This is a genomic window from Paenibacillus xylanilyticus, from assembly GCF_013359935.1.
In the GTDB taxonomy this organism is placed as follows: domain Bacteria; phylum Bacillota; class Bacilli; order Paenibacillales; family Paenibacillaceae; genus Paenibacillus; species Paenibacillus xylanilyticus.
The window spans coordinates 13013-26086 of the sequence record NZ_JABMCB010000164.1; the positions used below are offsets into that span (position 1 = coordinate 13013).

Genomic DNA, 13074 nt, shown 5'->3' on the forward strand with positions numbered 1-13074 from the left:
TTACGACTTGACGATTTTCCTTATTATTTATAACGGTTTTTAAGCCCAAAAAGTTTAATCCCGAATCATATTTTATGAATATGGCCTTTCTGTACGGAATTAATTCTATCCAGCATAACACGGAACTATTCGGGGGATATTATCACGGACAACCCATACAGTTAAATTACTGGTATCCAAAGGAGGCGCCGTTTCATGGACCGCGAAGAACAGGATATGCTGCCCCTTTCGCATGAAAAGGTGGAAGTCGACGGAATCTACATCAACGAAGCGGGACGCGAGGAACATCTGCACCGAGGTCAACATTTCCCGGCCGATCCGGTTCTGGGCAAATCGGAGTGGAAACTCACCGAGTATATGTTTGACAACCATCACGAAGGCCGCACTGACGAACGACTTGTACCCAAAGAGAACGATACCGATAAAATCGGCAAAGTTACTCATCCACGCAGAAACTTTCAACGAAAAGATCTTTAAATTCATTGAAGTGCATTGATTATCTAGCAAACTAACTGGGGCACATCCAAGCCATTCCTATGGCAGGTGCGCCCTTGTTTTTTATATAGCTCCCTTACACCGAAGTAAACTTGCTAGCCTGCGCCTCTCAGATCATTTAACAAAATTCGCTGAGAACGTTGTTCCAGATCACGAAACTCTTTGTTAAACCTGCGTTCTCTGGCCGGATCAGGTCTGTAAGCAGGAACTATCGCCCAGTGCTCTCGAATCAAATCAATTCGATTTTTCATCGGAGGATGGTAAGAACGATTTTCAGCATAGCGCATTTCTTGAAGACGCTGAAGCCGAAGGATCTCCTGACTGGGAACAGCAGCAATCCGATTTCTGAACTCGTCATACAGTTCCTTGTTATATTGATATTCCGCAACCTGTTCAGCAGTAAGGAAAAAAAGCCCTTCCATTTCAAACTTTAGAAAGAGGGACAGCACCGCTTCACTCCCAGCTGTTTCTGAAGCCTCATGATCTGCAATATAGAATAATCGGTGCATCTCTTGCCGCATGCTTTTGATCAGTAATGCATAAATACTGCTGATTATAGCAAATAACAGTAGACGAAGTATGATGAGCGGAAATACAACCCAGTATAAAAGTCCACTTCCTTGAGGATCTACAGTGTCATACCATGAATTCAGCACATGCCTGGCTCGCTCAACCAATAAGCTGTTTGAAATGTTTGGGTGAGCAAAATGGCTCATTTGTTGACTGATCACCGCTATTTTCTCCTGCATTGTTAACGCTGCAAGAAAGGGAACACCGAACACAATGGCTCTCTTGTTTCTTTTCAGATGCAGTATGTATGCATCGTATTCTTCATTAAGGATAATCATATCCACAGGCGGTACATTCATACGATCTCCAATTTCGTCAACCATGCCGTATAATTCGGGAAACTCATCTCTTCGAATTGCCCTGCCTGGCAGACGCTTGCGATAAGGTAAGATAATCGTGATCCATAATAGCACCAGAACATTCGCTAATATAAATAACCATGAGGAATGGGTTGAATAGAAAAAGATGGCCATACCCAGAATGGCAAAAGTTGATCCATGAACGATAATTGCCAACAGATAGGTATATATCCTCTGTTTGCTGAAGGGAAGCCTTCGATCAACGCTATATTTGAATTCTTCGAATAATCGGTCAGTGGACTTTTTGTTTAGTCCTTTATGTAAAGGTTCCTCAACCGGCTTCCTTTCTTCCCCGTCAATATTCCAGTTACACTTCTCACACCATGTGATATACCCTGGATTTACTTTCATCTGGTGTCCACATTCCAGACACTTCTCATATTCGGTTTGATCCAAAATCACTTCCACTCCTCCGCTTCACTATGTACGGCTAATATCTTGTTGCATTTGGTGCTATCATCTCTGGCTTCCTACTCTTAGTCTCCTATGGACGTTAACCTCCTCCCTTGAGTATTCCGTTATGATACTCATTCAGCCTGATCCTCCTTAAAGGTCTAGGGTGCTTGTAAGTCTACTATATAATTCGGAATAATATGGAATATTATGAATATGAAGAAAGTATCAAACTGCAATGTGCAACTACGCACTTCATCCTCAATTAGAATTTTACTTCCTACGCCCGCTCTATGTTTCCGTGTCTTATGTGTTTACTGGTAACATTCGTTACTAAACCCGGTTCAGTTCTGTCCACCTTCTTCATACCTTAGAGAAAAAGGACAAAGGAGGCTGGACCGGATGTCCCCGATGAAATCGTCAAGCGGTCTGGATGAAAATATTGCCGGCATGCTTTGTTACCTGTTTACTTTTGTAGGCGGAATCGTCTTCCTGGCCGTTGAAAAGCGCAGCCGGTTTGTGCTGTTTCACGCGCTTCAATCCGTTACGGTCTTTGGCATTATCATGATTGGCCATGTATTATCCGCATTTCTTCCTCTTTTCGGCCCCCTGGTGGCATCCTTGTTGTCACTGCTGGGTGTAGTCGTTTGGATTATCATGGTCGTCACCAGTTTACAGGGAAAATGGCTGAAGCTGCCTTGGGTTGGTGACTTTGCCGAGAAACAGATGCGCCATCTGTAGCTTTCTTAATATGCAAGTTCAGTCCTTAATTCGTTCAATAACAAAAGGCGATCCGAACCTGACTGAGGTTTGAATCGCCCTTTTTCTATTCAATTGCTGCCACCATAATTGGTCAATGCCATCCGTCCAAAGGCATGCAGGGGATCAAGCAGTCTGGCAAACTGTTTTCGCTGGCTCTATAGTAATAGGGTGCTCAGATAAAAAGTTATGTTCCCTTGCTGTTCCTCTGAAGACAAAAAAACATCCGGATGACTGCTCTTCCACGCAGTCATCCGGATGTTTAGGTGGTATATCATTTATTCCGTGAATCAATCATGCCATTAACTGTATTCATTCATATCGTGACTGATTCATCCTGTGAGTTAACATAGCTACCATTCCGTACCTATATTCAAGCTTTAAGCTGATTTTCCTGACTCTCCAAGAATCACATCAGCCTGCTGTTCAGCCATCTTGGCAGCTGTTGCCTTAGTCCCCAGACCATTGAACAGCAAATTCATAAAGATGGCGGTGAAGCTTCCGGCAATGATTCCGTTACCCAGCATAATCTGTGCCCAGTCCGGTGCACCCGCAAACAACTCAGGCACGACCGTAACTCCCAATCCCATCCCTACGGAACAGGCAATGATGAACAGGTTCTCATGCCGGTTCAGATCAACCTGGCTGCCGATGATGCGAATTCCGGATGAAACAACCATTCCGAACAGCGCAACCATCGCCCCGCCCAATACAGAACCGGGTACAAGCTGTGCGAGTGCTGCAATTTTCGGTACGAATCCGATCACAACGAGTAGTCCACCTGCTACCACGATAACATCGCGTGTTTTAACACGGGTCATCTGTACAAGCCCCACATTTTGCGAATAGGTGGTATATGGGAATGAGTTGAATATCCCGCCAAGCACAATCGCGAGTCCTTCCGCACGGTAACCACGGGCCAGATCCTTGGAGGACAAGTCTTTGTCCAATATTTTGCCGAGAGCCATAAATACACCAGTAGATTCAGCCACGCTCACAATCGCCACCAGGATCATCGTCAGAATAGGAACAATCTCAAACGTTGGTGTACCGAAGTAAAATGGCTTCACCACATGGAACCAGCTTGCTTCACGAATCGGAGCAAAATTAACCTCGCCCATAAATCCTGCCGCTACCGTACCTGCAAGAAGACCAACCAGCACGGCAATCGAACGGATGAATCCTGTCGTGAAACGGGTCATTAGAATAATAAACAGCAGTACGCCGAAGCCTAACAGTAGATTCGTCCCACTGCCGAAGTCTTCCGCCCCCTGACCGCCCCCCAGATCTCTAAACGCTACAGGAATCAGTGTCAGACCAATAATGGTCACGACTGAACCTGTCACAACGGGCGGAAACAGACGGATCAGTTTGCCGAACAGCCCCGAGAACAATACTACAAAAATCCCCGACGCGATGACTGCCCCGTAAATGGCAGACACCCCGCTGTTCAGACCAATCAAGATCATTGGAGATACTGCTTGGAATGCACAGCCAAGCATAACCGGCAGTCCAACTCCGAAATAACGATTACCCCATACCTGCAGCAGCGTGGCCACACCACAGGCGAGCAGGTCAATGGCAATCAAATATGTCAGTTGTTCCTGGGTAAAGCCGAGTGCGTTACTAACGATAAGTGGTACGACTACCGCTCCCGCATACATCGCAAGGACATGCTGCAGACCAAGCGAGAACGTTTTGATGGGATGCCGGTGCCGCTGGAAAATGCGCTCGCGTGCCATATTAGTTCGTGCCCTCCTCATCCGCAAATGTAACCTGTCCATCCGACAGGGCTCCGATCCGAACCAATGATTCCACGCGATATCCTGCTTCTTTTAGCAATCGGCCTCCCGGTTGGAATGCTTTTTCAATGACGATCCCGATGCCAACCACTTCAGCGCCAACCTGCTCCACAATGCGTGCCAGACCAAAAGCCGCCTCGCCATTCGCCAGAAAATCATCAATGATCAGCACACGGTCGCCCGGCTGCATAAACTTCTTGGCTACTGTAATTTCATTCGTTTCCTGCTTGGTGAAGGAGTACACCTTCTCTACCAAAATGTCTTCCGTGAGTGTCAGCGACTTCTGCTTCCGTGCAAAAATCAGCGGCACATTCAGTTCCAGCGCAGTCATGATGCCCGGTGCAATCCCGGACGATTCAATCGTAAGCACCCGTGTAATGTTCTCTCCTTCAAAACGGCGGATAAACTCCTTGCCCACTTCCTTCATGAGAACCGGGTCCATCTGATGATTCAGGAATGAATCCACTTTGAGTACCTGCTCCGACAGGACAATTCCTTCATGTCTTACTTTGTCTTTTAACAATTGCATGGTGATTCTTCCCCCTGTGCGCCCTCTATACAGCCAACCAGCCTGCATATCCTCTTCCCAAGGTAAAAAAGCAAAAAGCCCGCCTTTTCACACGCTGCGGAAAAACCGGAGACGGGAAAAGACGGACTTGTACTTATCAGAACAAGCCGTGTCGGATGCTGCATGTACACATGAATAGATTGGACATCAATACACGAGAACCACTCTCGGCATATAACTTCGTCATTACCTAGAGAGGGCGCCCAATCATAGCGATCATGCAGATCTTTCCCGTAGTCCGATCATTCCGGTGATCGGGTAGAGACATGCAGGCCTATTCCTGCACATATACGAGTAACGGCATATTTAATTTTTGGCTCCAAGATTCGTTACAATATATGATTGCGAACCTGAAATATAAAAGTGTAAACGTAACTGACAATGTTAGAAGTATACCGAATCGGCGGCATGAAATAAAGAAGTATTTTCATGGAAATTGTGAAAACATGTCTTAATTTGTAACCAGGGGGGTGATTGGTGCGTGTTTTTTTTGTACAATATGATAACCGAAGCATGGCCTGAACTATGAATTTATCGGTCAAAGGAGATTGCAGAGATGAAAGGCATACTTAAGGAATTCAAGGAATTCGCCGTACGCGGCAACGTGATTGACCTGGCGGTTGGTGTCATCATCGGGGCTGCTTTTGGCAAAATCGTCACGTCCCTCGTGAATGATATCATCATGCCCCCTGTCGGGAAGCTGCTAGGAGGCATTGATTTCAGTCAGAAAATCATTAATCTGGATGGGGAAATGAGAACCGCCAGCGGAGAGGAAATAACGACATTGGCTCAAGCCAATGAGGCAGGCGCTACAGTTATCGCCTACGGACAATTCATCAACATACTTATTGATTTCCTGATTGTTGCATTTTGCATTTTTATGCTCGTCAAGGGCGTCAATTATATTAAAAGCAAAGAGCACAAAAAGCCTGAGCCGAAAAAAACAACCAAGGCTTGCAAGTATTGCCTGTCCGAAATACCGGCTGCAGCTACCCGCTGCTCGCACTGTACTTCAGTGCTGGAGGCAGAAGGCAGCAGCGCCCCGGCATAATCAGCAGGGTTACTACTGTCACTGTTTATGTAAAGGAAACCGCTCCAGCATGAAAGGTCTCACCCTAAAGGTGGGGCCTTTTTCATTATGGCCATGAGCAGATGAATGCTGCTGTAACTTAAACTATTTTAAAACATCATCATGGTCTAGAATCGGCGTGGCAGCAGATGCTCCAAAATCGACTTCAGATCCTTATCTTCCTTATAAACTTCTTCCCCGGTATCGAGTTCGGTTACCCGAATATATTCAAAGTTAGCCGAAGCATCTACCGGTTTAAACAGCAATTGTGCCTCATCCTCAAGACGTACGTTGAAGCCCATATCCTTAAACATGGTCGTTAACTGATGGTTTGCCGGTTCCTGTCCTTGCCCGACAAAGATAAGCCCTCTAAGACTTTTACGCTCCTGTGGTTGCGGATAAATGACCTGAAAGTGTACAATGCATTCCATACGTTCGTTCCCCTTTCTTTTAAAACGCACTTTGTGAAATTTTGAACTTTAAAACTTGCTATATAAGGAGATACGTATTATGACCCAAGAACGTTTCGACATTTATGACGATCAGCAGCAATGGTTAGGCACGGAGCTTCGCAGTGAGGTGCATGCCAAAGGATATTGGCACCGTTCATTCCACTGCTGGATCGTGCGTGACGATCACGATCAGCGGATGGTTCTTTTTCAACGTCGCCGCGAGATCAAGGATACCTTCCCCGGTTGTTATGACATTACAGCAGCTGGACACCTTAGTGCGGGTGAGCAGCTTGAGGATGCAAGTCGCGAACTGGAAGAAGAGCTGGGAGTACATGTCCCTTTTGAAGCCCTGACTTATCTGATGACTGCCAAGCAGCAGCTGCAAGGCGAGGTTCGCGGCGTACCATTTATGGATCGGGAGATCAGCTCGGTATATGGTTTATGCCTGAACCAGCCACTTGAGGCTTACACCTTGCAGGCCAGTGAAGTGGACAGCCTGTATGAAGTGCCTCTACATGATCTGCTTGCCTTGTTCCGTGGTGAAATGGATTCAATCCAGGCCAGTGGGGTGAATGCGCAGCAGACACCGTTGCCAGATTCCGTGAATCAAGTAAATCAGGCTCATAAGCGCGAATGTTCATCTCCCATTCCGGAACGTCAGGATCGTTTTATTCAAGCTTCCGAATTCGTGCCTCATGGGACGGAGTATTATATCAGTGTACTCGAAGCTCTATATCACGTGCCCAAAGGCTGATTCAAACGTTGTTTATAGTGGACTTCCGGGCTCATAGTTCAGTTTCTCAAAATTAGCATGACTTCATACCTTACTCTAACTCAGCAGGGCACACGTGCTGTGATGAACATCACTGCTTTGCTTCAAATCGCAAAAAAGCAGGCGTCTGTCTCTTGACAGCACCTGCTCGTTTTTTTTACACATATTGAAGTTCTCAAGATATGGCTCTGTTCCGGCTTTAACCGGGGGCCAGTGCCTCAGAACCGTTGGCTTAGCCTTAGCCTTGATCTCCTCCGGCAGAAACAGACCAGTAACGTGCGGATAGCTGCCCAAACCGACGTCCGTAACGAGACTCCAGCTCTTCCCCCATATCCTGTTCTAATTCGTATAGTACCAATTCCTGTGCAAAATGATTCAGCAGCAAACCTGTCATGACCGGATGCTCTGTCACGACAGCCTGAGTTGCGCAGGATTCCCCACGCATCCCCAGCATGCACCAGCGTCGATCAACGACAATGGAGAATTTTCTCCCGCTGCCGTTACCGTATAAAGGCAGACCCGGCCATGGGGCTGGCTGATCCAACATACCTTCGCCTCCATCACATGACCATAACAGCCTGACACCGCGATCCTCGGCCCGTTTCAGATGATCCTGCAGCAGTTCGGCTTCCTCACGCCAAATATCCACGACAATCTCGTGTTTGGCATCTGCCAGCTCGCGGCTCAGGTTATCGAACACATTCTTGTCACCTTCAATATTGTAGAAGACCGGTTTCTCGGGTTCATGCTGTGGCATGCTGCTCTGTACATAATCAAGAGATGCACGCATCTGCCCGGAGATCATTCGGGTCATCTCCTCCGGTTTCAGCACACTGTACTTCGCAGGCTCTCCGGCACTACAGCGCAGAAACCCGCGCTGAGAGAGTCTTTGCAAGGTGGAATATACATTGGAACGGGACACGCCCAGCCTCTTCGCAACCTCATAGCCTGAGGCAGAGCCTTGGCGTGCGAGTTCCACCATAATTTTGGATTCCATCTCGGTAAAGCCGAGATGATTCAGATGATGCAGCAGTTGGTCCATATTCCCGTCCCCCCATGCTGTCAGCAACCACACTGCCTTACCTTACTGTGGCAGTGGTTCTACTGCATCAGATCTGTTCTGCACCACAACGTGGGCACCACTTTGAGCCTTTCGGTAGCTCAGCAGCACAAATCTGGCATTTGACCATTTCACGAGGCACTTCAGTCTGTACGTCAACCGTGTTCACGATCGGGTTATTCTCTTTCCAATAACGGATGCGCTCATCAAGTTCCTGCTGCCGTTCCCGTTCACGCAGCATTTCTTCTTCCCGGCGGCGTTCCCACTCTGCATCGAACGCTTCCTTCTCTTCCTGGGTAAATTCAGCACTGTTGAATTCGGATTCGGTCTCCAGATCGGCAATGGACGGAATTACCGTGTGATATGGCTCGGCTTCATCCGTTTCTTCTTCAATCGTTTCATCATAAAATGGCCGTTCCGTACTTTGAGCTACTGCTGCTTCCTGTCTGGCTGTAGCCGGACCTGCGGATGCTGCTGTTGCAGCCTTGAATCCCCCCAGCTTGCGTCCGCATTCCGGACAGAAATTGGCATCCAGTGAAGCAACGTGGCCACATTCGCACAACCGCTCATTTTTGAGTTCCGCAATTTTGCTGCGGAGACTGTCAATCTCATCCTGCAATTCGTCGCACAAATGCGACAGATCAACCATCTCTTTTTCGGCACGAGTCATATCTTGTGCACGGTAACCCTCATAAAAGATGCGACCCATATCTGTAAAATGGACTTCCTGTTCCTGCTGCAAGCCCACAATTTGATTGTTCAATTTCCCAATCTCAACAGCGTGCTGGGCACGCTCTGTTGCCTTGTTCGCTCCGTTCTTGATTCGTTGAAGCAATTTCATGACATCTCCTCCTCTGTCCCGTCAGACGTTGAATCTCTCGATTCAACTGCAATTTGTTCTTTAAATTTTCATAGTATATAACTTATACGATATCATGCCAAAAAGTTGCGCATTCGCGCGCGAGTGCCCGTTTTCTGCCGATGATGGATGAAATCGGGGGCTTTCGTCAGGACCATACGTTCGGGTATAATGAAGCTTTGGCCCTGCCATAACCGCCTGCTTAGGCGACTAACTCTATCATACCAATTTACAATGTGATTGTGAAAAGGGCAAATGGTTTACTTTTAACCGGGATAGTCCTATCCCTGAATGCATACAGAGGTGGATGAAACATGTTAAGCCCGAACTCAACGTTCTACGCCCGTCCGCTCGGGGTCACTCCGGCGGCATCCTTGCCCCAGTCCCCGTCTGCTCCACTGGAGACCAGTCGGCAGCTCGTGGGCGATGATCAAAAGGATGCATTCTACTTCCGTTCACTGGAAGAGGCAGGCATCCGTCTGAATGGGCCACAAATCTCGGCCGTCCGTCACGGCAAAGGGCCCCTGCTCACGCTGGCCGGAGCTGGCTGCGGCAAAACAACCGTACTGGCTGCCCGAGCCGGCTACCTCATGGAGGTCAGCGGTGTTCATGCAGGCAGCATTCTGCTGGTGACCTTTACGAATAAGGCTGCTGCCGAGATGAAAGACCGCATTGCATCACTGCCAGGCATACGTCCTGCAGCTGCGCGAGCGGTGCAGGCCCGTACATTTCATTCTTTCGCCTTGACGCTGCTGCGTCATTACGGTGTACAGGAAGAGATTTTTGGAGAACCCCGTGCCCAGCATACCGTAATCAAAATGCTTCTGCGCCAATATGGCATGAGTGAAGCATTTCAACCCGAGAGTCTGCTGTCCATGCTGTCTGCATGGAAGATGCAAGGCTCCGAGACAACGGACCTTCCGGCAAAGTCGCAGGAGGAACGTGATGCCAAGCGGGTTCTACTTGGTTACGAGAACTGGAAGCGAGAACGAAACAAGATGGATTTCGATGATATTTTACTGAAGGCAGCAGCCCTGCTTCGTGATCCGGCTGTGCTGAAGCCGCTGCAGCAGCGTTTTCAGTATATTATGGTCGATGAGTTCCAGGATACGAATAATCTGCAATATGAAATTGTCCAGAAGCTGGCTTCGGCCCATCGCAACCTGATGGTTGTGGGGGATGATGACCAGACCATCTATACCTTTAATGGAGCGCGTCAGGAATCGATCCTTGAATTCGATAAAGTTTACCCTGGTGCACGGATCGTGACGCTGGATATCAATTATCGCAGTGATGCACGCATCCTTGGACTTGGCAGTGAACTGGTCGCCCGCAACAAGCGAAGACGTGACAAGCGGCTTCGTGCAGCCGGCCATCGCGGAGACGCACCCCGCTTCGCCACACCTTCGAATGCAGAGGAGGAAGCTGCTTGGGTCGTGAACCAGCTCTGCCAGCAGGTTGAGGAAGGATTGCACACATATCGAGATATTGCAATCCTGCACCGAACAGCCAGCAGCAGCCGGGCAGTGTTTGAACAGTTGGTTCTTAAAGATGTGCCGTTTGTACAGCACGGGGCTTCTCCTGTATTTTACGATCAGTCACTTATCAGACCCCTGATGGATCATATGCGCCTCTCCCTGAATCCACGCGCTGTAGATGCTCTCCCCAGCGCACTTGGACCACTTTACGTCTCCCGTGATGCTGGTCTGGAGTGGATTCAGCGGAACGAACAGCAGCAGGCCAAAAAATATCCGCTGATCCATCTGGCCAAATGGGACAAGCTGAAGCCCTTTCAGCAGGAACAGGTCAAGGAACGCATCAAGCTGATTAAGTCGCTGCACAAAATGAAACCGGTCATCGCCATTCAGGAGATGCGACGCCAGTTTTACGACAAATATATGGAGAGCGGCGATCCCAGCATTTTCACCCACTACAAGGAAACGATGCTGGAGACACTGGACGAATTCGAAGCGGCCGCCAAAAAGTTCGAAACCGTGGAAGAGTTTATCCAATTCGCTGACGAGCTCTCCCGCAGGCACCGTGAGATGGAGTCCCTGCGGCGTGCCCAGGACAGCGATGCAGTACAGCTGATGACCATCCACCGGGCCAAGGGACTGGAATTCCCATGTGTCTACTGGATTGGTGCCAGCGAGGGAATCGTACCTCACAGCACAGCTCTGCGGCAGGATATCCCTGAAGATCAGAAGGCTGCTCTGGCGGTACAACAGACCGATACGGAACTGGATATGGCTCTGGAAGAGGAGCGGCGGCTCGCTTATGTTGCCATCACGCGAGCCAAACAGTACTTATATGTTACATCGCCAGCGAGTCATCACGGCAAGCCAGCAGATGTATCCCGTTTTCTGCTTGAAGCCTTTGGCATGGAAGTTCCAGACAAACGCAAAGACCGTGATGAAAGCCGAACCAGCATTCATACGTCATACAGCAAGGGATCAGGGCAACGTTCCCGATCAGCTGCCCGGTCCGAAGGTCGGGATGTGGTACATCGCCGTTCCATCAGCCACAGTGATCGTGACTTCGAGGTACACAGCGAACGTGATGAGGATCGCCTCAGTGAACGGCGTGGCAGCGGAGAAATTCGCAAACATAAGGCGTTCAGCACGGCAGGTGTGAGTCAAACACCCACAACTTCCTCCCGCTCGCGATCTTCAGGTTCAGGCCATGCTGAACAGACTGAGACCGTTGCAATCTGGAAATGCAGCTCTTCCAGCTGCAAGGCATGGCTCCGTCAGAAGCCAGCCGTTCCTTCGGCAAAAGCAAGTAAACGAGCAGCATCCGGGCCACCTGCCTGTCCCCTGTGTTCAGGATCCATGGTAGCCGGAACACGCGAGGTGCCTGTGACTGGGCGGGCTGGCCGATAACAAGCACTACATGATATAAAATCTCTTTGGAATCTTAAATTGGCAGTACAGCCTATCCACAATTGATTATTGATGGATAGGCTTTTTTCATGTAAGGGTATGTAAATATAATATTTTATTGGATATTATTGTATCCAGTGCTATTTTACAATATATATTTAAGATATCTTGTCTTGCATTGGATCAGTTGAAACGAGGAGGTGCCTCAATGGAATTGGAGAGTGCAATCAAAGAGAGGATACAAGAGCGATTTGATATATTACATGAGCTTTATGATATCTGGTTTACGGAAAATCCAGCTTTAATTGCTCCTATGGAAAGATTCTATCAGCAAGCACATATTGAGAAACACAGAGCCATTACTTATTTGTTGAACAAAGGGTTTATCGCTGCCAATCCCGTAGAGAATGAACCTGAACTGGTGGCAGTCTGTATCACCGTAGACGGAATTGATTTTTTCGAACAAGGCCGATTGGCTGGCAAAGGCAATGGATGGTCCGTTGCGACTGAATACTCGGATGAATAGGCATAAGTAACGGTATCCTTCGTTTCAGGGCGCTTACTGCTGTTTATTAACAGTAGAAGCGTCTTTTTTTCCATTTTAGAATGGAGGTTGGATTATGCAAGATGGTAAAACGCATTTTTATGTATCCGTAACCCATAACCTCATTGAACAGACCAAGAACGAATCGACGCCATTTGAAGTCATGGTGGATGACGAAGAGTTAAATCAGCTTAAAGACCTGATGAAAGTACTGGAGGGTGACGATGCCTATACGCTGCAGCGCGCCCCTGTACCCTACAAATCGGCAGACCACGATGAAGCAGCCGAACAATTTTCGGATGGCATGACATTGCTGTACAGTTTTCTGTACGACCATGGGACCCCTGATACCCGGCAGGCCATTGAGAACATGAACGTGCTGCCCCGGCTGCAGGATACCGATTACGATGACCCTGGGTATGAAAACTCACCGATGAATAAATGAAACAGTCAAAAGCATGCGAGGCCGCATATCAAGCGGAACCGCATG

The 13074-nt window shown here is 48.3% G+C and carries 13 protein-coding genes, 1 pseudogene and 1 riboswitch; of the genes and pseudogenes, 7 read left to right on the top strand and 7 right to left on the bottom strand.

From position 1 onward, the window contains the following. Positions 1–195 precede the first annotated feature (195 nt). Positions 196–477, top strand: coding sequence for a transposase (locus tag HP552_RS07200; protein ID WP_175394885.1), 282 nt, complete (start codon positions 196–198; stop codon positions 475–477). A gap of 113 nt (positions 478–590) precedes the next feature. Here the strand turns inward: HP552_RS07200 and HP552_RS07205 are convergent, their stop codons facing one another. Further along, positions 591–1826, bottom strand: a complete 1236-nt coding sequence (locus HP552_RS07205; RefSeq protein ID WP_175394886.1) for a M48 family metallopeptidase — start codon at positions 1824–1826, stop codon at positions 591–593. 393 nt (positions 1827–2219) lie between these two features. Here HP552_RS07205 and HP552_RS07210 point away from each other — a divergent pair, with 393 nt between their 5' ends. After that, positions 2220–2558 carry a DUF4870 domain-containing protein gene (locus HP552_RS07210; RefSeq protein ID WP_095291885.1) on the top strand — a complete coding sequence of 113 codons (339 nt, stop codon included), beginning with the start codon at positions 2220–2222 and terminating at the stop codon, positions 2556–2558. Between the two features lie 89 nt (positions 2559–2647). Here HP552_RS07210 and HP552_RS35745 read toward each other — a convergent pair. The 3 genes and pseudogenes from HP552_RS35745 to HP552_RS07220 all read right to left on the bottom strand — a co-directional run. After that, positions 2648–2725: pseudogene (locus tag HP552_RS35745) on the bottom strand (hypothetical protein); the annotation flags it as partial. Between the two features lie 231 nt (positions 2726–2956). Then, a complete protein-coding gene (locus tag HP552_RS07215; protein ID WP_175394887.1) occupies positions 2957–4318 on the bottom strand; it encodes a nucleobase:cation symporter-2 family protein in 1362 nt (453 codons plus the stop codon). A 1-nt stretch (position 4319) separates the two neighbouring features. Next, positions 4320–4907, bottom strand: coding sequence for a xanthine phosphoribosyltransferase (locus HP552_RS07220; RefSeq protein ID WP_175394888.1), 588 nt, complete (start codon positions 4905–4907; stop codon positions 4320–4322). Positions 4908–5160: 253 nt separating this feature from the next. Beyond that, a riboswitch (purine riboswitch) is annotated at positions 5161–5260 on the bottom strand. 242 nt (positions 5261–5502) lie between these two features. Between HP552_RS07220 and mscL the strand changes: the two genes are divergently transcribed. Beyond that, complete coding sequence (gene mscL / locus HP552_RS07225) at positions 5503–5997, top strand: large conductance mechanosensitive channel protein MscL (protein WP_175394889.1); 495 nt, start codon at positions 5503–5505, stop codon at positions 5995–5997. 146 nt (positions 5998–6143) lie between these two features. On the opposite strand, the gene HP552_RS07230 is transcribed toward mscL, so the two are convergent. After that, a complete protein-coding gene (locus HP552_RS07230; protein WP_175394890.1) occupies positions 6144–6446 on the bottom strand; it encodes a hypothetical protein in 303 nt (100 codons plus the stop codon). Between the two features lie 79 nt (positions 6447–6525). Between HP552_RS07230 and HP552_RS07235 the strand changes: the two genes are divergently transcribed. After that, complete coding sequence (locus tag HP552_RS07235) at positions 6526–7221, top strand: NUDIX hydrolase (protein WP_175394891.1); 696 nt, start codon at positions 6526–6528, stop codon at positions 7219–7221. A gap of 256 nt (positions 7222–7477) precedes the next feature. Here HP552_RS07235 and HP552_RS07240 read toward each other — a convergent pair whose 3' ends face one another. Next, positions 7478–8281 (bottom strand): TrmB family transcriptional regulator, encoded by an 804-nt coding sequence (locus tag HP552_RS07240; RefSeq protein WP_175394892.1) that lies wholly within the window; start codon positions 8279–8281, stop codon positions 7478–7480. Between the two features lie 67 nt (positions 8282–8348). Continuing rightward, a complete protein-coding gene (locus HP552_RS07245) occupies positions 8349–9140 on the bottom strand; it encodes a zinc ribbon domain-containing protein (RefSeq protein WP_175394893.1) in 792 nt (263 codons plus the stop codon). Between the two features lie 332 nt (positions 9141–9472). On the opposite strand from HP552_RS07245, the gene HP552_RS07250 reads away from it, so the two are divergent. From HP552_RS07250 to HP552_RS07260, 3 genes are all read left to right on the top strand, one after another. Further along, positions 9473–12040 (top strand): UvrD-helicase domain-containing protein, encoded by a 2568-nt coding sequence (locus tag HP552_RS07250; protein WP_175394894.1) that lies wholly within the window; start codon positions 9473–9475, stop codon positions 12038–12040. A 208-nt stretch (positions 12041–12248) separates the two neighbouring features. Continuing rightward, complete coding sequence (locus HP552_RS07255; RefSeq protein WP_175394895.1) at positions 12249–12566, top strand: hypothetical protein; 318 nt, start codon at positions 12249–12251, stop codon at positions 12564–12566. A gap of 94 nt (positions 12567–12660) precedes the next feature. Next, on the top strand, positions 12661–13029 hold the full coding sequence (locus tag HP552_RS07260) for a hypothetical protein (RefSeq protein WP_175394896.1): 369 nt from the start codon (positions 12661–12663) through the stop codon (positions 13027–13029). Positions 13030–13074: the final 45 nt, after the last annotated feature.

Excerpts from the sequence above, each read along its gene's own strand:
- HP552_RS07240 (WP_175394892.1), bottom strand. The coding sequence starts at position 8,281 with ATGGACCAACTGCTGCATCATCTGAATCATCTCGGCTTTACCGAGATG.
- HP552_RS07215 (WP_175394887.1), bottom strand. The coding sequence starts at position 4,318 with ATGGCACGCGAGCGCATTTTCCAGCGGCACCGGCATCCCATCAAAACG.
- HP552_RS07230 (WP_175394890.1), bottom strand. The coding sequence starts at position 6,446 with ATGGAATGCATTGTACACTTTCAGGTCATTTATCCGCAACCACAGGAG.
- HP552_RS07250 (WP_175394894.1), top strand. The coding sequence starts at position 9,473 with ATGTTAAGCCCGAACTCAACGTTCTACGCCCGTCCGCTCGGGGTCACT.
- mscL (WP_175394889.1), top strand. The coding sequence starts at position 5,503 with ATGAAAGGCATACTTAAGGAATTCAAGGAATTCGCCGTACGCGGCAAC.
- HP552_RS07200 (WP_175394885.1), top strand. The coding sequence starts at position 196 with ATGGACCGCGAAGAACAGGATATGCTGCCCCTTTCGCATGAAAAGGTG.
- HP552_RS07255 (WP_175394895.1), top strand. The coding sequence starts at position 12,249 with ATGGAATTGGAGAGTGCAATCAAAGAGAGGATACAAGAGCGATTTGAT.
- HP552_RS07220 (WP_175394888.1), bottom strand. The coding sequence starts at position 4,907 with ATGCAATTGTTAAAAGACAAAGTAAGACATGAAGGAATTGTCCTGTCG.
- HP552_RS07260 (WP_175394896.1), top strand. The coding sequence starts at position 12,661 with ATGCAAGATGGTAAAACGCATTTTTATGTATCCGTAACCCATAACCTC.
- HP552_RS07235 (WP_175394891.1), top strand. The coding sequence starts at position 6,526 with ATGACCCAAGAACGTTTCGACATTTATGACGATCAGCAGCAATGGTTA.
- HP552_RS07245 (WP_175394893.1), bottom strand. The coding sequence starts at position 9,140 with ATGAAATTGCTTCAACGAATCAAGAACGGAGCGAACAAGGCAACAGAG.
- HP552_RS07210 (WP_095291885.1), top strand. The coding sequence starts at position 2,220 with ATGTCCCCGATGAAATCGTCAAGCGGTCTGGATGAAAATATTGCCGGC.